The sequence below is a fragment of the Phreatobacter sp. genome (assembly GCF_030691135.1).
Taxonomy (GTDB): domain Bacteria; phylum Pseudomonadota; class Alphaproteobacteria; order Rhizobiales; family Phreatobacteraceae; genus Phreatobacter.
Genome location: NZ_JAUYFA010000085.1, coordinates 115,579 through 135,326 on the forward strand (window position 1 = coordinate 115,579; position 19,748 = coordinate 135,326).

Annotated in this window: 20 protein-coding genes; 7 read left to right on the forward strand and 13 right to left on the reverse strand. The window is 68.2% G+C overall.

Going from position 1 to position 19,748, the window contains the following annotated elements:
- Positions 1-59: 59 nt before the first annotated feature.
- Positions 60-737 carry a thioredoxin family protein gene (locus tag Q8O26_RS15870; RefSeq protein ID WP_305577283.1) on the forward strand — a complete coding sequence of 226 codons (678 nt, stop codon included), beginning with the start codon at positions 60-62 and terminating at the stop codon, positions 735-737.
- 12 nt (positions 738-749) lie between these two features.
- Here Q8O26_RS15870 and Q8O26_RS15875 read toward each other — a convergent pair whose 3' ends face one another.
- Positions 750-1,013, reverse strand: coding sequence for a hypothetical protein (locus tag Q8O26_RS15875; RefSeq protein WP_305577284.1), 264 nt, complete (start codon positions 1,011-1,013; stop codon positions 750-752).
- Between the two features lie 135 nt (positions 1,014-1,148).
- Here Q8O26_RS15875 and Q8O26_RS15880 point away from each other — a divergent pair, with 135 nt between their 5' ends.
- Positions 1,149-1,700, forward strand: a complete 552-nt coding sequence (locus tag Q8O26_RS15880; RefSeq protein ID WP_305577286.1) for a CAP domain-containing protein — start codon at positions 1,149-1,151, stop codon at positions 1,698-1,700.
- Here the strand turns inward: Q8O26_RS15880 and Q8O26_RS15885 are convergent, their stop codons facing one another.
- The 8 genes from Q8O26_RS15885 to Q8O26_RS15920 form a co-directional block, all read right to left on the reverse strand.
- Entirely contained in the window at positions 1,701-2,603 is a 903-nt protein-coding gene (locus Q8O26_RS15885; protein WP_305577288.1) for a polysaccharide deacetylase family protein, read from the reverse strand.
- Positions 2,604-2,723: 120 nt separating this feature from the next.
- Positions 2,724-3,503 carry an ABC transporter ATP-binding protein gene (locus Q8O26_RS15890; RefSeq protein ID WP_305577290.1) on the reverse strand — a complete coding sequence of 260 codons (780 nt, stop codon included), beginning with the start codon at positions 3,501-3,503 and terminating at the stop codon, positions 2,724-2,726.
- The gene (locus Q8O26_RS15895) at positions 3,496-4,347 is read right to left on the reverse strand and encodes an ABC transporter permease (protein ID WP_305577292.1); all 852 of its coding nucleotides are present in this window, start codon (positions 4,345-4,347) and stop codon (positions 3,496-3,498) included. Before Q8O26_RS15895 ends, Q8O26_RS15890 begins: the two co-directional genes overlap by 8 nt.
- 78 nt (positions 4,348-4,425) lie before the next feature.
- Positions 4,426-5,379, reverse strand: coding sequence for an ABC transporter substrate-binding protein (locus Q8O26_RS15900; RefSeq protein WP_305577294.1), 954 nt, complete (start codon positions 5,377-5,379; stop codon positions 4,426-4,428).
- An 86-nt stretch (positions 5,380-5,465) separates the two neighbouring features.
- The gene (locus tag Q8O26_RS15905; protein ID WP_371134589.1) at positions 5,466-5,867 is read right to left on the reverse strand and encodes a hypothetical protein; all 402 of its coding nucleotides are present in this window, start codon (positions 5,865-5,867) and stop codon (positions 5,466-5,468) included.
- A gap of 67 nt (positions 5,868-5,934) precedes the next feature.
- On the reverse strand, positions 5,935-7,314 hold the full coding sequence (atzF, locus tag Q8O26_RS15910; RefSeq protein ID WP_305577298.1) for an allophanate hydrolase: 1,380 nt from the start codon (positions 7,312-7,314) through the stop codon (positions 5,935-5,937).
- A 231-nt stretch (positions 7,315-7,545) separates the two neighbouring features.
- Positions 7,546-8,247 (reverse strand): GntR family transcriptional regulator, encoded by a 702-nt coding sequence (locus Q8O26_RS15915; RefSeq protein ID WP_305577300.1) that lies wholly within the window; start codon positions 8,245-8,247, stop codon positions 7,546-7,548.
- A gap of 13 nt (positions 8,248-8,260) precedes the next feature.
- Entirely contained in the window at positions 8,261-9,250 is a 990-nt protein-coding gene (locus tag Q8O26_RS15920) for a DUF2125 domain-containing protein (RefSeq protein WP_305577302.1), read from the reverse strand.
- An 87-nt stretch (positions 9,251-9,337) separates the two neighbouring features.
- On the opposite strand from Q8O26_RS15920, the gene Q8O26_RS15925 reads away from it, so the two are divergent.
- The gene (locus tag Q8O26_RS15925; RefSeq protein WP_305577304.1) at positions 9,338-9,868 is read left to right on the forward strand and encodes a gamma-glutamylcyclotransferase; all 531 of its coding nucleotides are present in this window, start codon (positions 9,338-9,340) and stop codon (positions 9,866-9,868) included.
- 21 nt (positions 9,869-9,889) lie between these two features.
- On the opposite strand, the gene Q8O26_RS15930 is transcribed toward Q8O26_RS15925, so the two are convergent.
- From Q8O26_RS15930 to ubiG, 3 genes are all read right to left on the reverse strand, one after another.
- On the reverse strand, positions 9,890-11,128 hold the full coding sequence (locus Q8O26_RS15930; protein WP_305577306.1) for a ubiquinone biosynthesis hydroxylase: 1,239 nt from the start codon (positions 11,126-11,128) through the stop codon (positions 9,890-9,892).
- A gap of 308 nt (positions 11,129-11,436) precedes the next feature.
- Entirely contained in the window at positions 11,437-11,652 is a 216-nt protein-coding gene (locus tag Q8O26_RS15935) for a cold-shock protein (protein WP_305577308.1), read from the reverse strand.
- Positions 11,653-12,251: 599 nt separating this feature from the next.
- On the reverse strand, positions 12,252-13,004 hold the full coding sequence (gene ubiG / locus Q8O26_RS15940; RefSeq protein ID WP_305577310.1) for a bifunctional 2-polyprenyl-6-hydroxyphenol methylase/3-demethylubiquinol 3-O-methyltransferase UbiG: 753 nt from the start codon (positions 13,002-13,004) through the stop codon (positions 12,252-12,254).
- Positions 13,005-13,129: 125 nt separating this feature from the next.
- On the opposite strand from ubiG, the gene Q8O26_RS15945 reads away from it, so the two are divergent.
- The 4 genes from Q8O26_RS15945 to prmC all read left to right on the forward strand — a co-directional run bounded on the left by Q8O26_RS15945 (position 13,130) and on the right by prmC (position 18,762).
- Positions 13,130-14,368, forward strand: coding sequence for an aspartate kinase (locus tag Q8O26_RS15945; protein ID WP_305577312.1), 1,239 nt, complete (start codon positions 13,130-13,132; stop codon positions 14,366-14,368).
- A 199-nt stretch (positions 14,369-14,567) separates the two neighbouring features.
- Positions 14,568-16,832 carry a phosphoenolpyruvate--protein phosphotransferase gene (gene ptsP / locus Q8O26_RS15950; RefSeq protein ID WP_305577314.1) on the forward strand — a complete coding sequence of 755 codons (2,265 nt, stop codon included), beginning with the start codon at positions 14,568-14,570 and terminating at the stop codon, positions 16,830-16,832.
- Positions 16,832-17,908, forward strand: coding sequence for a peptide chain release factor 1 (gene prfA / locus Q8O26_RS15955; RefSeq protein WP_305577315.1), 1,077 nt, complete (start codon positions 16,832-16,834; stop codon positions 17,906-17,908). Before ptsP ends, prfA begins: the two co-directional genes overlap by 1 nt.
- On the forward strand, positions 17,905-18,762 hold the full coding sequence (prmC, locus tag Q8O26_RS15960) for a peptide chain release factor N(5)-glutamine methyltransferase (protein ID WP_305577317.1): 858 nt from the start codon (positions 17,905-17,907) through the stop codon (positions 18,760-18,762). Before prfA ends, prmC begins: the two co-directional genes overlap by 4 nt.
- A 113-nt stretch (positions 18,763-18,875) precedes the next feature.
- On the opposite strand, the gene Q8O26_RS15965 is transcribed toward prmC, so the two are convergent.
- The gene (locus tag Q8O26_RS15965) at positions 18,876-19,721 is read right to left on the reverse strand and encodes a Bax inhibitor-1/YccA family protein (RefSeq protein ID WP_305577319.1); all 846 of its coding nucleotides are present in this window, start codon (positions 19,719-19,721) and stop codon (positions 18,876-18,878) included.
- Between the last annotated feature and the right edge of the window lie 27 nt (positions 19,722-19,748).

Here is a 19,748-nt window from a genome sequence, read left to right on the forward strand (position 1 = left end):
CGTGCGCTTTCATCGCATGGGGAGGAGCGCAGGCGTCACCGCTTCAGCGTCCCACTGCCGTGGTCGAACTCTTTACCAGCCAGGGCTGCTCGTCCTGTCCGCCGGCCGACCGCTTCATCGCGGACATGGCCGACCGTCCCGACGTGATCGCCCTCACCCTGGCGGTCGATTATTGGGACTACCTCGGCTGGCGCGACACCCTCGCCCGACCGATCCATGCCAAGCGCCAGAAGGCCTATGCCTATCTGCGCGGCGACCGCCAGATCTATACCCCGCAGATGATCGTCAACGGCATCGGCCATGCCATCGGTTCCGATCGTCCCGCGGTCGAGCGCGTGATGGAACAGACCCGCGGCCAGACCGGCGTGCTCTCCGTGCCGGTGACGCTGCGCATGAGTGGCGACACGATCACCATCACCTTGCCCCAGTCGAATGTCGGCCTCGGTGCCGACAATCCCGCCACCGTCTTCCTGTTCGCCGTCTCGTCGCGCCAGCCAGTGGAGATCACCCGTGGCGAGAACCGCGGCCAGACGATGATCTACCGCAACGTCGTGCGCTCCCACACCGTTCTCGGCGAATGGACCGGCGGCGAGCGGACCTTCACGGTCTCGCGCCGCGAGCAGGTCGCACCGGAATGCGAGCGGCTGGCGGTTCTCGTTCAGGCCGGGACGCCGCGGCGTCCGGGGGCGATTGTCGGCGCCGCCATGATCGAGATGCCGGCACTCGCCATCCACTGAAGGCGGTCGGGCTCAGGCCCGCGCCATCCACACCATGTCGGGCGCGACGATGCCGGGAACGTCTTCCTCGTCGATGCGGCGGACGGCATCCACCGAGACCATCTTCTCGGCATTGAGCGGGCAGACGCCCCGCCTGACGAGCTCGCGGCCGAGGCTCTTGCGCACATGCGCTGCCGCCGTTTCCTCAATGTCGGCCTCGATGAATCGGATCGCCGCAAAGCGCGAACCGGTCGCGCTGTCGGTTTCTCCACGGGCGTCGCAACGATACCAGGGCATGATCCTGTCCAATTTCCTGTTCAAGCCTCTCCCAACCACATCGACGTTGAGAGAGCGTTGAGAAGTTTGCTTAACCATTCATGCGCATCCATGCGCCTGATGGGCATGGGTGGTCCCGGGTAAGGAAAAGGTTCAATGGCTGAATATGACCTGAAGGGCGGCAGCGACCTGCTGCCGCGCCGCATGATCCTCGTCGGAGCCGGCGCTTCGCTCCTTCTCGGAGCCTGCTCGGCCCCTCCGGTGGTGGCGCCGTCCCAGCCGAGCTTCTACCGCAACCTCGCGCAGGCGGGCGCGCGCGTCGATGCCGCCATGGCCGCCGAGATGATCTCGGGCTTCCGTCGCAACAACGGCCGGGGCGCTCTCGCCGTCGACCCTGTCCTGATGACGGTGGCGGAAGCCCAGGCCTCGGCCATGACGCAGGCGGATCAGGTCGGCGTCCGCACCGGCGCCGTCGCCGCCCGGCTGACCACGGCCGGCTATCGCCACCGCGCCGCCGTCGAGAACACCTCCGCCGGCTATCTCACCCTCGCCGAGGCCTTTTCCGGCTGGCGCGATTCGCCTCCCCATCGCGCCAACATGCTGAACCCCGCCGTCACCCGCCTCGGCATCGCGACGGGCTTCCGCCCGGGCTCGCGCTACCGCGTCTTCTGGGCGCTCGTGCTGGCCGAGCCGACGGCCGCCGCCTGATCAGGCCGGGTCGCCCGAGGCGAGATACCAGTCCATGATCTCGCGGCCCTGCATGAACACCAGTTCGGGCCGGGACGCGAGCTCGGCCAGCAGCGTCTCCAGGACGCCGATGCGATGCGGCACCCCGAGGATGAAGGGGTGGAGGGCGAAGGCCATGACCTTGGGCCCGCCCATCGGCCCGGGCTTGCGCGACTCGGCGATCAGCCGATCGGCCTGGGCGAGTGTCCGGTCGAGATATTCACGCGCCGCATGGTGCTGGATCATGATCATCGGGACGTCGTTGAGCTCGACCGAATAGGGCATGGTCAGCACTGTCCCGGACGCCGTCTTCAGCCGGCACGGCAGGTCGTCCACCACCCAGTCGGCAATATAGCCGATGCCTGCGGCGGCGAGATGGTCGGCGGTCTCCAGCGTCTGCGTCAGGCCCGGGCCGAGCCAGCCTGCGACGGGATCGCCGGTGAAGGCCGACAGCGTCTCCACGGAGCGGGCGATCATCGTCTTCTGGTCGTCGATCCGGTGGGTCGGCACCTGGTGCCAGCCATGGCCCATGAACTCCCAGCCCGCATCGCGCGCCGCGCCGGCCAGTCGCGGATAGTCGAGTACCACCGAACCATTGATGGCGAGGGTGGGGCGGATGCCGTGCCGTGCGAAGGCTTCGGCGAAGCGCCAGAAGCCCACCCGCATGCCGTATTCGTGCCAGGCCCAGTTGGCGATGTCCGGCTGCAGGGCGGCGCCGGTGGGCGCTACCAGAACCTGCCGCGGCATCGGGTTCTCGATGCGCCAGTTCTCGACGTTCACCACCGGCCAGACCGCGACGGACTTGCCGTCGGGCAGGGCGGTGCGCGGCCGGTCGATGGCGGCGGTATAGGCGAGGCGTTCTTCGGGGCGCAGCGGCTCGGTCATGGGCAGATGGCTCGGTTGTCCGGTGAGAGTGGTTCCCGGCCTCTCACCCCTGACACACGTCCTCACCCTTGCCCCACGTGTGGGGAGCGAAATGAGTCAGGGGCCGGGAGCGGAAGGAGGTCAGGCCGCCTTCTTGCCGTGATGGCTGTGCAGCTTGGCACTCATCACGCGACGGATATCGTTGAATTCGGGGCTCGCGACGTCGCGCGGCCGCTGCAGCAGCAGCGGATTGTCGCTCTCGATGCGGCCGGGACCCGGCGTCATCACCACCACCCGGTCGGCGAGAAAGATCGCCTCCTCGATGGAATGGGTGACGAAGACGACGGTCAGGCCTGTGCGCTGCCAGATGTCGAGCAACTCGTCCTGCAGGCGTTCGCGCGTCATGGCGTCGAGCGCGCCGAAGGGCTCGTCCATGAGCACGACCTCGGCGTCGTTGGCCAGCACGCGGGCGATCGCCACGCGCTGCTTCATGCCGCCTGAGAGCTGGTGCGGGTAGGCATTGGCGAATTTCGCCAGGCCGACGAGATCGATGAACTTGTCGACCGTCTCCTTCACCAGCGCCCTGCCGAGGCCGCGCGATGTGGGGCCAAAGCCGATATTGTCGCGCACCGACAGCCAGGGGAACAGCGCATAGTCCTGGAAGACCATGCCGCGTGTCGGGTCCGGCCCCTTGATCGGCGAGCCCCACATCAGCGCCTCGCCCGTCGTCGGCTCTTCGAAGCCGGCGATGATGCGCAGCAGCGTGGACTTGCCGCAGCCCGACGCGCCGATCAGGCAGACGAACTCGCCTTTCCGGATCGAGATGTTGGCGTCGTGCAGGGCGTTGATCGTCTGGTCCTGCAGCTTGAAGACCTTGGAGACCTGTTTGATCTCGATGATCGGAGTCTTGGATTCAGCCATGATGGGTCGGGCTCCAGGCGAGCAGGCGGTTGCCGATCATCACGACGATCCGGTCAGAGATGTAGCCGGCGATGCCGATGATGATCATGCCGCAGATGACGAGTTCGGTACGCGACAGGGTGCGCCCGTCCATGATGACGGCGCCGAGACCCTGCGGCACGCCGGTCATCTCGCCGACCACGATGACGAACCAGGCGAGGCCGAGGCCGAGCCTCAGGCCGGTGAAGATCGAGGGCAGGGCCGCCGGCAGCACCACCTTGTAGAACTGGGCATTGCCCTGGCAGCCGAGCATGGAGGCCGCCTCGAAGAGCTTCGGGTCCACCGAGCGGACGCCGAAGACCGTGTTGAGGAGGATCGGATAGAAGGCGCCGAGGCAGACGAGGGCGAAGGCCGAGCGCGGACCGAGGCCGAAGAGGATCATCGAGAGCGGCAGCCAGGCCGTCACGGGGATCGGGCGCATCACCTGCAGGAAGGGATCGAGCACCATCCGTGCCGTGGGGATGCGGCCGATCATCAGGCCGAGCGGCAGGGCGAAGAGGGCCGCGAGCGCGAAGCCGCCATAGACGCGCCCCATCGAGGCGAAGAGATGGGTCAGCAGGGTCCCGGAGAAGGCGTCGTCATAGATGCCGCCGACGGCGAAATCGATCATGTATTCGCCGACCTCGTAGGGGGTCGGGATGAGGCGGGTCCAGCGCTGCGTGGTGGCGACATGCCAGAAGGCGAGCAGAAGGGCCGGCACGATGAGCGCAAGCACCATCGGCTTGACCCGGGCCCACGGCGTCTTTCCGACAGGCTTCTCGATGATCACGGCCGCCGGCGGCGGCACCGTCTCAACCAGCGCCATGGGTCCAGTCCTCTCGTGCCTTGAAAGCGATTAGGGGCGCCGCCCGTGGTGCGGGCGGCGCCGGGTCGATCAGCCTGATCAGGCGGAGATCTCGTTGGAGAACTTCGGGTTGAGGAACTTGGCGAAGTCCGGCAGGGCGCGGATCTGGCGCAGCGACAGCATCTGCTCGGCATAGGTCCGGGCCTGCCGCAGCATCGTCTCGTCCATCTTCCAGACATACTCGACGTTGTTGGCGCCGAGCGCGTGCTCGACGGCCGCGCGGTTGGCGCCGAGCCGCTGCACCGTCATGTCCGCGACGGCCTGCTTGTTCGCGACCATGAACTCGACCGCCTTGCGGTGGATGCCGAGCGCCGCCTTCACCAGGTCCGGCTTGCCGGAAACCGTGTCCTCATGGGTGCCGAAGATCATGTTGAGGCCGCCCATATTGGTCCCGTAGGGATATTCGACCAGCTGGCCGACGCCCGACGAGATCGACAGGCCCGGTCCCGGCTCGGCGCCGACATAGGCGTCGATGTCGCCGCGCGACAGCATGGCGTGCATTTCGCCGAAGGGAACGCGAACCGCCGTGATGTCGCGGATCGAGAGACCCTCCATGCGCAGGCGCTCCATGATGAAGACCTCCTGCGTCGAGCCCGGCCAGATGCCGACCCGCTTGCCCTTCAGGTCCTTGACGGTCTTGACGTCGGAGCCCGCCTTGGAGACGACGCCCATGCCCCTGTTGGAGAAGGCGCCGACCACCACCACCGGCTCACCGGCGGCCGCACCCAGCGTCGCCGCCGCGATGCCGAAGGCACCGAAATCGACCGACTTGGTGACGACGGCGTTCTTGCCGTCTGTCGGGCTGTCGAAGGTGATGATCTCGATCTTGGTTCCGGCCGGCGCGAAGCGCTCGTAGAAGTGCGGCGGCATGGAGTGGATGAGGCGCAGCGAGCCCATCTTGATCACGCGCTCCTGGGCGCGCAGCACGGAGGGGGCCGAGAGAGTGCCGGCAGCGAGGCCGGCGCCGATGAGGAAGTGACGGCGAACGATCATGGGAGTGACTCCGTTGGAAGGGGTTGCGGGTTGGATCCCGTCTGCTTGTGTGACCCGCCGGTCGTTTGGGCGGGGAAGGCGATCAGTCATGCGGCCTGGCCCGAAAGCGCGGCGATATAGGCCCGCCAGCCACCGTGGGCGGTGATGTCCTCGGCGCCGGCGAGGCCTTCGGGTTCGACGAGAAAGCCTTTCGGCGTGGTGCCGTCGGCGAGCTTCAGCGTGCCGATGCCCAGCGGCGAGGGGATCGTGTCGACGAAGGTGCCGAAGCCGGTCGGCGGCAGTGCCCAAACCTCGCAGGCGATGGCCGCTCCGGTTCCTGCCGCAACCCGGATCAGGCCGGGCCGCTTGGGCGGGCCACCGGCCAACGCGTAGAGCTTGTAATCGGGCATCGTCTGCACGATGCGCCGGAAGGTGGCGCCCCGGCTGGTGAGCTCGCCGTTGAGCGGCATGCCCGACAGATGCGCCCCGACGACGACGATTTCGATCATGTCCTGCACTTCGGTCTCCCGAGGCTTCTGTTCATGGGGTGCGGCATCGCCATGGCCTCTTACCGTCTCACGCCGCAGCCGGGGACGCGGCATGGCGCCGCTCGCCCGCCGCCGCCACGAAGGCTGCGCCCAACCGCGCCAGCGCCGCATCGCTTCCCCGCGGGCCGATCAGTGTGATGCCGGCCGGGAGACCGTCCGGTCGGAACGGACCGGGCACCGAGAGCGCGGCGAGGTCGAGCAGGTTGACGAAATTGGTGTAGGTGCCGAGCCGGCTGTTAGGGCCGATGGGATCGGCGGCGAGGTCGGCGAGGGTCGGGAAGACCGGCGCCGTCGGCACGACCAGCGCATCGACCCTCTCCCACACGTTTTCCGTCGCACGCCGCAGCGACGCCAGCCGGTAGAGCCCTTCGAAGGCGTCGGTCGCGGAGAAACGCTCGGCGGCCCCGACGATCAGCCGCGTCACCGGATGCACGTCGGCGGCATTCGTCGCGAGGAAGGCGCGCATCGCCGCGTGGCGCTCGGCCACCCAGGGGCCTTCGTAGAGCAGCTTCGCCACGTCGAAGAAGGCGGTGAAATCGATCTCGGCGGTGCTGTCGGCGAGCGGCGTGACGAGGCTGAGCGCTGCCATAAAGGCCTCCGCCATGGCACCGTCACCGAAGAACAGCCGGTCGGCGTTCCGCGGCACGCCGAGCCTGGTGATCACCGCGGCACCCGACGGCAGATCGTTCGGCACCGGCCGCGAATAGGCATCCTCGGGGTCGAGGCCGCGCATCACCGCATAGGCGGCGAAGGCGTCTTCGACGCTGTGCGCGAAGACCGAGACGCAGTCGAGCGTACGGCAGGCCGGCAGCACGCCCCGGGTGGAGAGGGCGCCGAGGGAGGGCTTGAGGCCGACGAGGTCGTTGAGCCCGGCCGGCACCCGGCCGGAGCCCGCCGTGTCCGTGCCGAGCGCGATCGGCACGATGCCCCGCGCGACGGCGATGGCCGATCCCGACGACGAGCCCCCCGGCACGCGCGCCGGATCGAAGGCGTTGCGCGGGATCGGATAGGGCGAGCGCACCCCGACGAGGCCGGTGGCGAACTGGTCGAGATTGGTCTTGCCGATAACCAGGGCGCCCGCCGCGACGAGCTTCTCGACGACGGTCGCCGACCGGTCCGGCAGGAAGGAAAAGGCGGGGCAGGCCGCCGTCGTGGGCAGACCTGCGACGTCGATATTGTCCTTCACCGCGACCGGTACGCCCCAGAGCGGAAAGGCGACGGGATCGAAGGGCGGCAGCGCCGCCGCCCTGGCCTGAACATCGGCCTCGGGGCGCAGATGGATGAAGATGCCGGGATCGTCCACCGCCGCGATACGGCGATAGACGGCCGCCACCGTCGCTGCGACGGGCGTTCCGCTGGCATGGCCGGCATGGAGGTCGGTGATCGTCGGTGCGCGTTCGCTGTGCATGGTCCTGCTCGTGCGCAAGCCATGTCGCAATGCACGTGCCAGATCGCCCATGCTCGATCATTCGACCGGTGGGGCCGTTCCGAGCGCCTCGCCAGTGTCGGTCAAGAGTTTGAGAAGGCGACAGAAAAAGAGGCCTGGCAGCGATGGTCGGCATGCCCAACGGGAGCATCGCTATTGTATGCAAATAACCCGGTGGGCGTAAAACATGCCCAACATAAAGGCAATTGCCTTTCATGTCGCTTCCGTCGTCGCCTTCGCGAGGTCGTCCCAGGCGCGGGCGGAAAGCCCGATATGGTCGCGCATCGCAGCCGTCGCTCGAAGGCTGTCGGCCCGCAGGATCGCCTGGACGACGAGGCTGTGCTCGTGGTGGGAACGGGCGAGACGGTCGCGGCCCTCGAACTGGGCGCGCCGGAAGGGAGCGAGCCGGCGGCGCGTCGCGGAGGCGAGTTCGGCGAGATAGCTGTTGTGCGATCCGCCATAGATGCTCACGTGGAAGGCGATGTTCGCCGCGCTATAGGCGTCGAGGTCGCCGGCGCGCACCAGGATGGCCATGGAGCGGTGCAGGTCCTCCAGCGCCGCGCGCTCGGCGCGATTCATCTGCGTCGCGCTGAGCCCGGCGCTCAAAGCCTCCAGTTCTCCCATGACGGCGAACATGTCGCGCAGCTGGGCGTGGTTGGGCTTGGCGACCACCGCGCCGCGATGCGGCCGGATCTCGACGAGCCCGGACGCCGACAACTGGCGCAGCGCTTCGCGCACCGGGGTGCGCGACACCGCATATTCGGCGGCGATCTGCACCTCGTCGAGGGCAGCACCCGGCTGCAGCCGCCCGGTGACGATGGCCTCGGCGAGCCGGGTCTGGAGTTCCTCGGTGCGCGTCCCCCGCACCGCCGGCGGACTGGCGCGCAGGTCGCCGGGCGAAGTCGTGGCGGTCATGGTGGGTGCGCCGTCAGGGAGCGATGGTGGGAAGGGCGATGCGCAGGGGGCCGATCTGCAGGCGCCCCTCGCTTGCCCGCAGGTTGAAGATGCGGCCGGGCTTGCCTTCGACATCCGTCGGCCGGCTCGCCAGGGTCATCGCGCCGGCGGCGAGAGGACCGAGCGCGGCACCGAGGCCGCTCGCCTGCAGCGCCGCTTCGACATTGGCCACCCTGAGCTCGATCTCGCCGTCCGGCTTGCCCTCGGGCGTCAGGCGCAGCGTGCCCTTGGCCACCGCCACTGCCGGACCCTGCACGAGGCGCAGCAGGACGAGGTCGATCGCCCCGCCAGCCGCCTGCCATTGCCGGACGGGCAATACCTGTGCGCGGCTGGGGTTGCGCAGCAGCTTGCGGGCGACAAACTGGATCTCCGCGTCGACCGGCGCCATCGGGCGGACCGCGAAGGTCGCGCTCTTGAGGCTGGCGACGACGTCGATGCTGACGGGGTCGGTGCGGTTCGGGCGGGTGTGCAGTTCGCCGCGCGCGGCCTTCACCAGCACCACGCCGTCGCGCACGACCTCCAGCCCGTCGATCACGGCGTTGGAACTGTCGTAGCCGCCGACCTGCAACTGGGCGGAGGCCTGGGCGAGCCGCCATGTCGCCGTGGTGACCGAGGGATCGCCCTCCGTCACCACCGTCATCGGGCCGGTCCATTCGGAGATGACGTGGCCCGGGCTCCAGATCTGCGAGACCACCTTCAGCGTCTCGAACCGGTAGGTCTGGTAGGGGCGGGCCTCGTCCCTCAGTTCCACCATCGGCTTGCTGCAGGTGATCTCCATGCGGAACGGATAGCCGCCGCGCGAGCGCTCGCCGCACTGGATAACCCGGCCGTTGGCGGCTTCCGCCGCGAGCCAGCGCTGGATGGCGTCTTCGGCGCGGCCGGAGCCCCAGGCCCAGACGGCACTCCAGCCGGCGATGGCGATGCCGATGACGACGAGGGGCAGGATGATGGTGCGTGGTCGCATGGACTCCGTCCGGCGGGGATGCTTGCACAGGGAGGGCTGGGTCTATAGCAGAACCTTCAGGACTCGTCCCTCACTCCGTCAAGTCGCATGAAGCAGGAATCCGGCGATCTTTGGGTCTTCGGCTACGGTTCGCTGATGTGGCGACCGGGCTTTGCCTTCGTCGAGCGCCATCCCTCGCGCCTCGTCGGACTGCACCGCTCGCTCTGCGTCTATTCCCATGTCCATCGCGGTACGCCGGAACAGCCAGGCCTGGTCCTCGGGCTCGATCGCGGCGGCACATGCCGGGGCATGGTCTTCCGCGTCGAGGCGGCATTGGCCGACGCCACCGTCGCCTATCTGCGAGAACGCGAACAGGCGACTTCGGTCTATCTCGAGGTTTATCGCAACGTCACGCTGGAGAGCCCCGACAGGCCCCGTGTCCACGCCCTGACCTATATCGTCGACCGTGGCCATGCCCAGTATGCTGGCCGCCTGCCGCTCGACCGGCAGCTCCATATCGTCCGGCACGGGCACGGCCGATCCGGCGCCAATCCCGACTATGTGCTCAACACGGTGAAGGCGATCGAGGGTCTCGGTTTCCGCGACCGTGACCTGCATTGGCTGGCCGGGCGGCTTTAGGCCGTCCGGGATCCTGGAACCTCAGGGCGTCTCGCCGCGCAGCAGCTTGGGGACGTCGCCGGTGATACCGGCGGCCTGGCGGATGAAGAAGTTCTTCAGGCCCGGCAGACGGTCGACGAGGCCGAGGCCGAGATCGCGCACGAAGCGGACCGGCTGCGAGCCGTTGGAGAAGAGCCGGTTCAGCCCGTCGGTCGTGACGCCCATGACCGTCGTGTCGAAGCGCCGCCAGCGCTGGTAGCGGGCCAGCACGTCGGCAGCGCCATGGTCCATGCCGAGCCTTGCGGCATCGGCGAGACATTCGGCCAGCGCCGCGACGTCGCGGAAGCCTATGTTGATGCCCTGGCCGGCGATGGGATGGATGACATGGGCCGCGTCCCCCACCAAAGCGAGGCGGGGCGCCACGAAGTCCCGCGCCACCTTCAGGCCGAGCGGATAGGCGGCGGGCTTGTCGAGCAGGGCAATCTCGCCGAGGCGGTGGCCGAAGCGCGTCTCGAGCTCGTCCAGGAACAGCTCGCGCGGCAGCCGGCACAGCCGTTCCGCGCGACCGGTCTCCTCGGTCCAGACGATCGACGACCGCCGGCCCGTCAGGGGCAGGATGGCGAAGGGACCGGCCGGCAGGAAGTGCTCCTCGGCCCGGCCCTCGTGGTCATGCTCGTGGCCGACCGTGCAGACGATGCCCGACTGGTCGTAATCCCAGCCGACCGTACGGATGCCGGCGAGTTCGCGCAGGCGCGAGCCTCCGCCGTCGCAGGCGACCAGAAGCGGCGTCGCGATCACCTGGCCATCGGCCAGCGTCACGCGGGTGTCTGCCGCTCCCGCCTCGAAACCCGCTACCGAGGAGGCGACGAAGGCCACGCCCAGCGCCCTGGCGCGATCCGACAGGGCGCGTGTCACCACGGCGTTCGGCGCCATATGGGCGAAGGGCTCGCCGGGGGCCACCTCGCCGCCGAAGGTCAGGAAGACCGGCCGCACGACGTCGAGCGTGCGGCTGTCGGTCACCACCATGTCGAGGATCGGTTGCGCTTCCGGTGCGATGGCGTCCCAGACGCCCGTCGCCTCGAACATCCGGCGGGCCGCTGCGGCGAAGGCCGACGCCCTGCCGGACTCGGGCGGCGGCGCGGCGATGGCGGGATCGGCGACGGTGACGTGAAACGAGGCGCCGAGCGAGACTTTGAGTGCGACGGCGAGCGAGAGACCGGCCAGACCACCACCGGCGATGAGGACGGCGGTACGTGCGGGCGAAGTCGGTTCCTGGATCATGGCGGAGTTTTACCGGATGTCGGCGCCCGAAGAAATCGGATCCGCGCCCACGACCGTTCACATTCGCGGATCAGGCACGCACAAATGCGGGCACGGACAGTGATGAGTACGCTTTGCTTGCAGGCGTTGGGGACGACAGGCGAACGGGGACGACAGGCGAACGGGGACGACAGGCGTTGGGGACGACAGGCGAACGGGGACGACAGGCGAATAGGGACGATATCCGCGCAGGGGCGATGCGCGCGCAGGAGCGGCGAGGCTCTGGTCGCGCAGGTTCTCACGCGCTCCGCAAAGCCGTTGCCGACAGATCAGCCGCGGACTGCGAGATTGACCGCTTTGGGTCCCTTGCCGCGCTTGTCGGGCTCGAGCTCGAATTCCAGTTTCTGCCCTTCGGCCAGACTTGCGAGCCCCGAACGCTGTACGGCCGAAATATGGACGAAGATGTCCTTGCCTCCATCGTCCGGCTTGATAAAGCCGTAGCCTTTCTCGGTGTTGAAGAACTTGACGATCCCCGTCATCGACATGCCGGTCAGCCTTTCCGAATGCACTGCCGGTTCCGCACGATTGCGAACCTGCTAGAGCTCCGGATCAGGACATGTCCGCGATGCTCCGGCGCCACGGTGGAACCGGATCGCCGCCAGATCCTCGCCGCCCGGATCTGAGAGCCAGAAGAAGCGTAACTCGGATTTTTGGGACTGCACAGCCCTCTTTTTGGTTGGTCAGCAGGTGTTTCCCTGCGTCATCTGTGCCGATCTATATGGCGCCAAAGAAGAGGTGGCGCATGGGACAGGTGATATACGCCACGTTGTAACATTCTCGTCGGTTGTGCAGACAGCAAGCCTCTCGCCTCCGGGAGTCCTGAGGCAGATTGTTTCCCCGACGACCCAACTTTTACCGGCGGCACGGCAGGTACAGGGCGGCATGGTCACGGGCGGGCCGGGCGTGAAGGGCTGGCGCTGGACGATTTCCGAAGTCTGAGTTGTATCGCGCGGCTGCGCCACGGTCTCGAAGCCAGTGGCAAGACCGACGGTGACGATAGCGACGAGAACGAGGCCCGCATGACGCATCGGAGGAGATTAGCAGTCCGGGCGCCCACCTCCAATGCGGGAAAAATCCGGAAAAGTCAGCCCCGCCCCGCCGTCAGCATGTAGTTGACGGCGAGATCGGAGGTTTCCACCCAGCGATCGCGCAGCAGATCGTAGCGCACGCCCTTGCGATCGGTCACGGCGAGGCCGTTGGCAGCCATCGCTGCGGCGAGATCCTCGGGCGTGACAAACTTGTCCCATTCATGCGTCCCGCGCGGCAGCCAGCGCAGCACGTATTCGGCGCCGACGATGGCCAGCGCGTAGCTCTTCATGGTGCGGTTGATTGTCGCCATCACCAGCAGCCCGCCGGGCTTGACCAGCGCCGCGCAGGCCCCGACGAAAAGGTCGACATCGGCGACGTGCTCCACGACCTCCATCGCCAGAACGATGTCGTATGTTTCTCCGGCCGCGGCGGATTCTTCCGCCGTCGTGCAGCGATAGTCGATGGCAAGGCCCGAGAGCTTGGCGTGGAGGCGCGCGGTCTCCACGTTGGTGCGGGCGGGATCGATGCCGGAGACCGTGGCGCCCATCCGGGCGAGAGGCTCGCACAGAAGGCCGCCGCCGCAGCCGATGTCGAGCGCGGACAGTCCGGACAGCGCGTCGATGGCGTTGCGGTCACGGCCGAAGCGCGTGCAGGCCATTTCGCGGATGTGGGCGAGCCGCACCGGATTGAACTTGTGCAGGATCCCCATCTTGCCCGCGGGGTTCCACCATTCGGTGGCGAGACGGGAAAACTTCTCGACCTCACCCGGGTCGAGCGTGGTGGGCGTCGGCGATTCTGTGGGGCGCATGGGCTTCCGGTCCTCGGCAGTCGTCGGACGGACGGTCTCCCGCGTTGCCTTACATCTGATCGATGGTTATGGATACGCGCCTTTTTGACCCAAGGGGCGCCGCCGGCGCCGGATCGTTTTCAACCATGCCTCGCCTCGTGATGAAGTTCGGCGGCACGTCCGTCGCCAATGTCGACCGCATCAAGAATGTCGCGCGGCATGTCAAACGCGAGGTCGAGGCCGGCTATCAGGTGGCCGTGGTGGTCTCCGCCATGTCCGGCAAGACCAACGAACTGGTCGCCTGGTGCAAGGAAGCCGCGCCCCTCTACGACCTTGCCGAATATGACACCGTGGTCGCCGCCGGCGAACAGGTGACCTCCGGCCTTCTCGCCATCGTCCTCAACGCCATGGGCATCAAGGCCCGCTCCTGGCAGGGCTGGCAGGTGCCGATCGTCACCGACGAAGCCCATTCGGTGGCCCGCATCGCCGATGTTCCCTCCGCCAACCTCGATGCCGCCTTCGCCAACGGCGAAGTGGCGGTCATTTCCGGCTTCCAGGGTGTATCGCGCGAGACGGATCGCATCGCGACGCTGGGGCGCGGCGGCTCGGACACGTCTGCGGTCGCCATCGCCGCGGCCATCAAGGCCGAGCGCTGCGACATCTATACCGACGTCGACGGGGTCTACACGACCGATCCGCGCATCGTCCCGAAGGCCCGCCGTCTCGACAGGGTGGGCTTCGAGGAGATGCTGGAGATGGCTTCGCTGGGCTCGAAGGTCCTGCAGGTCCGCTCCGTCGAGCTCTCGATGATCCACGGCGTGCGGACCTATGTCCGCTCGTCGTTCGACGATCCCGAGAACCCGCAACTTGGCACTCTCATCTGCGACGAGGAGGAAATCGTGGAAAAGCAGGTCGTGACCGGCATCGCCTTCTCCAAGGACGAGGCTCAGGTGAGCGTGCGCGCCGTCGCCGACAAACCGGGTGTGGCCGCCGCGATCTTCGGCCCTCTCGCCGAGGCCAACATCAACGTCGACATGATCGTCCAGAACGTCTCATCCGACGGTGCGACGACGGACATCACCTTTACGTGTCCGGGCGCCGATCTCGAACGGGCGCGCCACGTCCTGATGGAGGCGCGCGAGGCCGTCGGCTTCAAGGCGCTCGAGACCGCGTCCGACGTGGTCAAGGTCTCCTGCATCGGCGTCGGCATGCGCTCCCATGCCGGCGTCGCCGCCAAGGCCTTCAAGGCGCTGGCCGACAAGGGCATCAACATCCGCGCCATCACCACCTCGGAGATCAAATTCTCCGTGCTGATCGATGCCGCCTATACCGAGCTCGCCGCGCGCACGCTCCACACGCTCTACGGCCTCGACAAGGCCGGGTGATCGTCACGGCAGTGGTCGCCGCCCGGCGGCCCGTCTTCCGGCCGCCTTGCGATGGCCTGGCGGCGGCCTTGCGGACCGCAGGTTGCCCGCGACCGGCTTTGCAAACCGTCACCACCACCTTAATGGTGGATTCTGCGGCGGAGGCTCGCCGCTTCATATGCTCAGGAACGGGCTGACTGCCCAGATCGTGACGATGCCGATGCGCCCCGCATTCGGCGGTCCGCGCCTCCTGCTCCGCCGCCTGCGCGAGGTGATGGCGGAACAGATTTCGGCGCAGGACCGCCTCGACAAGATCGTGGTTCTGATCGCGGCCAACATGGTGGCCGAGGTCTGCTCGGTCTATGTCCTGCGCGTCGACAGCACGCTCGAGCTCTATGCGACCCAGGGCCTCAACCGCGAAGCCGTCCATCTCACCGTCATGCGCGCCGGCGAGGGCCTGGTCGGCCTGGTCGCGCAGACCGCCGAATCCCTGAATCTCTCGGATGCCCAGGAGCATCCCGCCTTCGCCTTCAAGCCGGAAACCGGCGAGGAGATCTTCCACTCCTTCCTCGGCGTGCCGATCCTGCGTGGCGGCAACACGCTCGGCGTCCTCGTCGTGCAGAACCGTGCCCACCGCAAATACGAGGAAGACGAGGTCGAGGCGCTCCAGACGACCTCGATGGTGCTGGCGGAGATGATCGCCTCGGGCGAGCTCTCCGCGCTCGCCCCGCCCGGCCAGGAGCCCGCCGCCCGCCGCCCGCTGCATCTGGCGGGCGAGGGTCTGGCGGAAGGCGTCGGCCTCGGCCACGTCGTCCTGCACGAGCCGCGCATCCACGTCGCCAAGCTGATCGCGGACGATCCGGCCGGCGAACTCGTGCGCATCGAGGTGGCGATCGAATCGCTGCGTGCCGAGATCGACCACATGCTGGACGACGAGGACGTCGCCCGCGGCGGCGAGCACAAGGACATCCTCGAGGCCTATCGGATGTTCGCCCATGACCGTGGCTTCGTGCGCCGCCTGAAGGAGGCGATTGGCACCGGCATCACCGCCGAGGCGGCGGTCGAGCGCGTCCAGTCGGACAACCGCGCCCGCATGATGCGCCAGACCGATCCCTATCTGCGCGAGCGGATGCACGATCTCGACGATCTCGCCAACCGGCTGATGCGCCAGCTCACCGGCACCAAGGGCGACGTGCGGATGGAACTGCCGGACAACGCCATCGTCGTCGCCCGGCACATGGGACCTGCCGCGCTGCTCGACTATGACCGCACGCGCCTGCGCGGCCTGGTCCTGGAGGAGGGCGGCGCGACCAGCCATGTCGCCATCGTCGCCCGTGCCCTCGGCATCCCGACGGTCGGCCAGGCCGAGAACGTCACCAGCCTCGCCGATCCCGGCGATGCCATCATCATCGACGGCGGCACCGGCGAGGTGCATCTCAGGCCGACCGGCGACGTCGAGAGCGCCTATGCCGAGAAGGTGCGCTTCCGCGCCCGACGCCAGGCGCAATATGCCGCCATCCGCCACCTGCCGGCGGTGACCCGCGACGGCGTCGAGATCAAGCTGAACCTCAATGCCGGCCTGATGGTCGACCTGCCCTTCCTGGAGGAGACCGGCGCCTCCGGCATCGGCCTGTTCCGCACCGAGCTGCAGTTCATGGTGGCCAACGCCCTGCCGCGCATCGCCGAGCAGCTCGACCTCTATCGCAAGGTGCTGGATGCCGCCGGCGACCGCCCCGTGACCTTCCGCACCCTCGACATCGGCGGCGACAAGGTGCTGCCCTACATGGACGTCATCCAGGAGGAGAACCCGGCGCTCGGCTGGCGGGCCATCCGCCTCGGCCTCGACCGCCCCGGCCTCCTGCGCAGCCAGGTCCGCGCCATGCTGCGCGCCGGAGCCGGCCGCGAGGTGCGCATCATGTTCCCGATGGTCGCCGCGATCGAGGAATTCGACGCCGCCAAGGCCATCGTCGAGCGCGAGCTGACCCATCTGCGCCGCCATGACCACCGCATGCCCGAACGGGTCCAGGTCGGCGTCATGGTCGAGGTCCCGGCCCTGCTGTTCCAGCTCGACGAACTCCTGCCGCGCGTCGATTTCCTCTCGGTCGGGTCCAATGACCTCGTCCAGTTCATGTTCGCGGTGGATCGCGGCAACAACCGCGTCGCCAACCGCTTCGATGTGCTGTCGCCGCCGATCCTGCGGGCCCTGCGCAGCCTCGCCCGCAAGGGCCGCGAACACGGCAAGCTCGTCACGCTCTGCGGCGAGCTCGCCTCCCGGCCGCTGGAGGCCATGGCGCTCGCCGGGCTCGGCTACCGGTCGCTGTCGCTGTCGCCTGCCGCTATGGGGCCGGTGAAGTCCATGCTGCTCGACCTCGACCTCTCGCGCTTTGCCGCTCTCCTCGACGATCTGATCGACAAGCCGCGCCAGGGCCAGTCGATCCGCCAGCGCATGCGCGACTTCGCCGAAGCCGAGGGCGTGAGCCTCTGATGCTGCCTGTCGCCAAGCTCCAGGCCCTCATCGTGCGGCGCGACCTCGTCGAGGCCGAACTCTCGGCAGGCGTCGAGGGCGAGCGCTACGTGAGCCTTTCGCGCGAGTTCTCCGAACTCACGCCGGTGGTCGAGGCGATCAACGCCTACCGGACCGCCCGGGCCGAACTCGCCGACATCGAGCAGCTCCTCGCCGATCCCGCGACCGATCGCGACATGGCCGACCTCGCCCATGAGGAGAAGCCGGCCCTCGAGGAGCGCGTCGCCACGCTGGAGCACCAGCTGCGCCTCGCGCTCCTGCCGAAGGACGCCGCCGATGCCAAGAATGCCATCCTCGAGATCCGGGCCGGCACGGGCGGCGACGAGGCCTCGCTCTTCGCCGGCGATCTCTTCCGCATGTATGAGCGCTATGCAGCCCTGCAGGGCTGGGCCATGGACCTGATCTCGGCCAGCGAGGGGACGGTCGGCGGCTTCAAGGAGATCGTCGCCGAGATCCGCGGCGCCGGTGCCTATGCGCGGCTGAAGTTCGAGAGCGGCGTGCATCGGGTGCAGCGCGTGCCCGCGACCGAATCCGGCGGCCGTATCCACACCTCCGCGGCGACCGTCGCCGTGCTCCCCGAGGCGGAGGAGGTGGATGTCGCGATCAACGACGATGACCTCAGGATCGACGTCATGCGCGCCCAGGGCGCCGGCGGTCAGCATGTCAACAAGACCGAGTCGGCCGTCCGCATCACCCACATTCCCACCAACACCGTCGTGCTGGTGCAGGACGAGCGCTCGCAGCACAAGAACAAGGCGCGCGCCATGGCCATCCTGCGCTCGCGCATCTTCGACGAGGAGCGCCGGCGCCTGGCCGCGACGCGCGCCGAGGACCGCCGCCTCCAGGTCGGCTCGGGCGACCGGTCCGAGCGCATCCGCACCTATAACTTCCCGCAGGGGCGGGTGACCGACCATCGCATCGAGCTGACGCTCTACAAGCTGCCGGAGATCATGGCCGGCACCGCACTCGGCGAGATCATCGACGCCATCATCGCCGATTACCAGGCGAGCCTGCTGGCGCTGGATACGGCGGCGTGATCCCGGCCGGAACGAGCCTCGGTGAGGCCCGGCGCATCGCCGCCGACCGGCTGGCGGAGGCCGGTATCGACGAGGCGGCCAGCGAGGCGCGCCTGCTGCTGAGGCTGGCCACCGGCCGCGACCCGGCCCTGCCGGGCGCTGCCGCCGACAGCTGCCTCGATGCCGACGAGGCGGCGAGCGCCTCGACCATGGTCGCCCGACGGTTGGCGCGCGAGCCGGTGGCACGGATCATCGGGACGGGTGCCTTCCATGGCCTCGACCTCGCGCTCAACGCCGCCTGCCTGATTCCGCGCGACGACACCGAGGCGCTCGTCGCGGCGGCGCTGGACCTGCTGCCGGCCCGCGGCCCGGCCCGCATCCTCGACCTCGGCGTCGGACCCGGCACCGTCCTGCTGGCGCTCCTCAGCGAACGGCCGGAGGCCACCGGGCTCGGCATCGACCTGTCGGCGGAGGCGCTCGATGCGGCACGTGACAATGCCCGGACGCATGGCCTCGCCGACCGCGCGGTTTTCGCGCAGGGCTGCTGGACGGAGGGCCTCGCGGCCTCTTACGACCTGATCGTCTCCAACCCGCCCTATATCCCCGCGGCGGACTGCGACCGTCTGGCGCCGGAAGTGGCGCTGCACGACCCGCGCCTCGCCCTCGACGGCGGAGCGGACGGGCTCGACGCCTATCGCGCCGTCTTCACCGGTGCCGGGCAGGTCCTGAACCCCGGCGGCTGTGTCGCCGTCGAGATCGGCATCGGCCAGGCGCCGGACGTCGCCCGCATCGCCCGCGCCTGCGGGTTCCGGCTGGCGCGGCTCGTCTCGGATCTCGCCGGCATTCCGCGGGCACTGGTCTTCACCGGCCGCTGAGGCGTGGCGCGATCAGTTCGCCGCAAAGTCTTTCCTGTCCGGCCGGACAAGGCAAAACCCCCGACCTTGCGGCCGGGGGTCGTCAGATCGGGGTGCCGGATGGAACGTCGGGCTCACTCGTCGCGCGAGCCGAGCAGCGCCATCAGAAACTGGAACATGCCGACGAAGTTGATGTAGAGCTGGAGGGCGCCGAAAATGGCGGCCTTCTGCACCATCGAGCCGTCGTTCGCATAGGCCAGGCTGTAGATGTACTCGTTCTTGATGTTCTGCGTGTCGTAGGCGGTGAGGCCCGCGAAGATCAGGACACCGACCACCGAGATGATCCACTGCAGCATGGTCGACGGCGTGCCGGTGAAGGCGGCGATGCCGATGTTGACCAGCATGGCGATGATCAGGCCGAAAAGGCCCATCATCAGGAACGTGCCCATGCCCGAGAGGTCACGCTTGGTGGTGTAGCCCCAGAGGGACAGCGCACCGAACGCGGCGGCCGTGATGAAGAACACGCGGGCGACCGAGGTGTGGGCATAGACCAGCAGGATGGTCGTCAGCGAGACGCCGACGAGCGCCGCATAGATCCAGAAGGTGATCTGGGCAGCGGGGGCGCTCAGCCTGTCGGCGCGGAAGGACAGCAGCATCACCACGCCGAGCGGGGCGAGGATGACGACGAACTTGAACCAGCTCGCGAACAGGAAGGCGCCGAAGGGCGTCAGGAACTGGCCGCCGGACACGCGCATGGCGCCGCGCGCCGTCTGCTGGGCGAGCGAAGCGTCACCGGTGACCGAGAGCATATAGACGCCGAGCGCGGCCATGCCGGTGATGGCGAGGCCGATCATCATGTAGTTGTAGACGCCGACCATGTAGGAGCGAAGGCCCTGGTCGATCTGGGCCTGCTGAACGGCCGTCGGCTGGCCATAACCGTAGCCGCCGTAGGCCTGGGCATTCGGATCGTAGTGCGACATGGAAGAACCTCTGGCTTTCCCCTAAAA

What these genes read in the sequence shown, in the direction of transcription:
- Q8O26_RS15890 (WP_305577290.1), bottom strand. Translation starts at nt 3,503, where the DNA reads ATGGCTGAATCCAAGACTCCGATCATCGAGATCAAACAGGTCTCCAAG.
- Q8O26_RS15875 (WP_305577284.1), bottom strand. Translation starts at nt 1,013, where the DNA reads ATGCCCTGGTATCGTTGCGACGCCCGTGGAGAAACCGACAGCGCGACC.
- prfA (WP_305577315.1), top strand. Translation starts at nt 16,832, where the DNA reads ATGCTGCCTGTCGCCAAGCTCCAGGCCCTCATCGTGCGGCGCGACCTC.
- Q8O26_RS15925 (WP_305577304.1), top strand. Translation starts at nt 9,338, where the DNA reads ATGAAGCAGGAATCCGGCGATCTTTGGGTCTTCGGCTACGGTTCGCTG.
- Q8O26_RS15915 (WP_305577300.1), bottom strand. Translation starts at nt 8,247, where the DNA reads ATGACCGCCACGACTTCGCCCGGCGACCTGCGCGCCAGTCCGCCGGCG.
- Q8O26_RS15935 (WP_305577308.1), bottom strand. Translation starts at nt 11,652, where the DNA reads ATGTCGATGACGGGGATCGTCAAGTTCTTCAACACCGAGAAAGGCTAC.
- Q8O26_RS15945 (WP_305577312.1), top strand. Translation starts at nt 13,130, where the DNA reads ATGCCTCGCCTCGTGATGAAGTTCGGCGGCACGTCCGTCGCCAATGTC.
- atzF (WP_305577298.1), bottom strand. Translation starts at nt 7,314, where the DNA reads ATGCACAGCGAACGCGCACCGACGATCACCGACCTCCATGCCGGCCAT.
- Q8O26_RS15920 (WP_305577302.1), bottom strand. Translation starts at nt 9,250, where the DNA reads ATGCGACCACGCACCATCATCCTGCCCCTCGTCGTCATCGGCATCGCC.
- Q8O26_RS15895 (WP_305577292.1), bottom strand. Translation starts at nt 4,347, where the DNA reads ATGGCGCTGGTTGAGACGGTGCCGCCGCCGGCGGCCGTGATCATCGAG.
- Q8O26_RS15905 (WP_371134589.1), bottom strand. Translation starts at nt 5,867, where the DNA reads ATGATCGAAATCGTCGTCGTCGGGGCGCATCTGTCGGGCATGCCGCTC.
- Q8O26_RS15930 (WP_305577306.1), bottom strand. Translation starts at nt 11,128, where the DNA reads ATGATCCAGGAACCGACTTCGCCCGCACGTACCGCCGTCCTCATCGCC.
- ubiG (WP_305577310.1), bottom strand. Translation starts at nt 13,004, where the DNA reads ATGCGCCCCACAGAATCGCCGACGCCCACCACGCTCGACCCGGGTGAG.
- Q8O26_RS15965 (WP_305577319.1), bottom strand. Translation starts at nt 19,721, where the DNA reads ATGTCGCACTACGATCCGAATGCCCAGGCCTACGGCGGCTACGGTTAT.
- Q8O26_RS15885 (WP_305577288.1), bottom strand. Translation starts at nt 2,603, where the DNA reads ATGACCGAGCCGCTGCGCCCCGAAGAACGCCTCGCCTATACCGCCGCC.
- Q8O26_RS15880 (WP_305577286.1), top strand. Translation starts at nt 1,149, where the DNA reads ATGGCTGAATATGACCTGAAGGGCGGCAGCGACCTGCTGCCGCGCCGC.
- Q8O26_RS15900 (WP_305577294.1), bottom strand. Translation starts at nt 5,379, where the DNA reads ATGATCGTTCGCCGTCACTTCCTCATCGGCGCCGGCCTCGCTGCCGGC.
- ptsP (WP_305577314.1), top strand. Translation starts at nt 14,568, where the DNA reads ATGCGCCCCGCATTCGGCGGTCCGCGCCTCCTGCTCCGCCGCCTGCGC.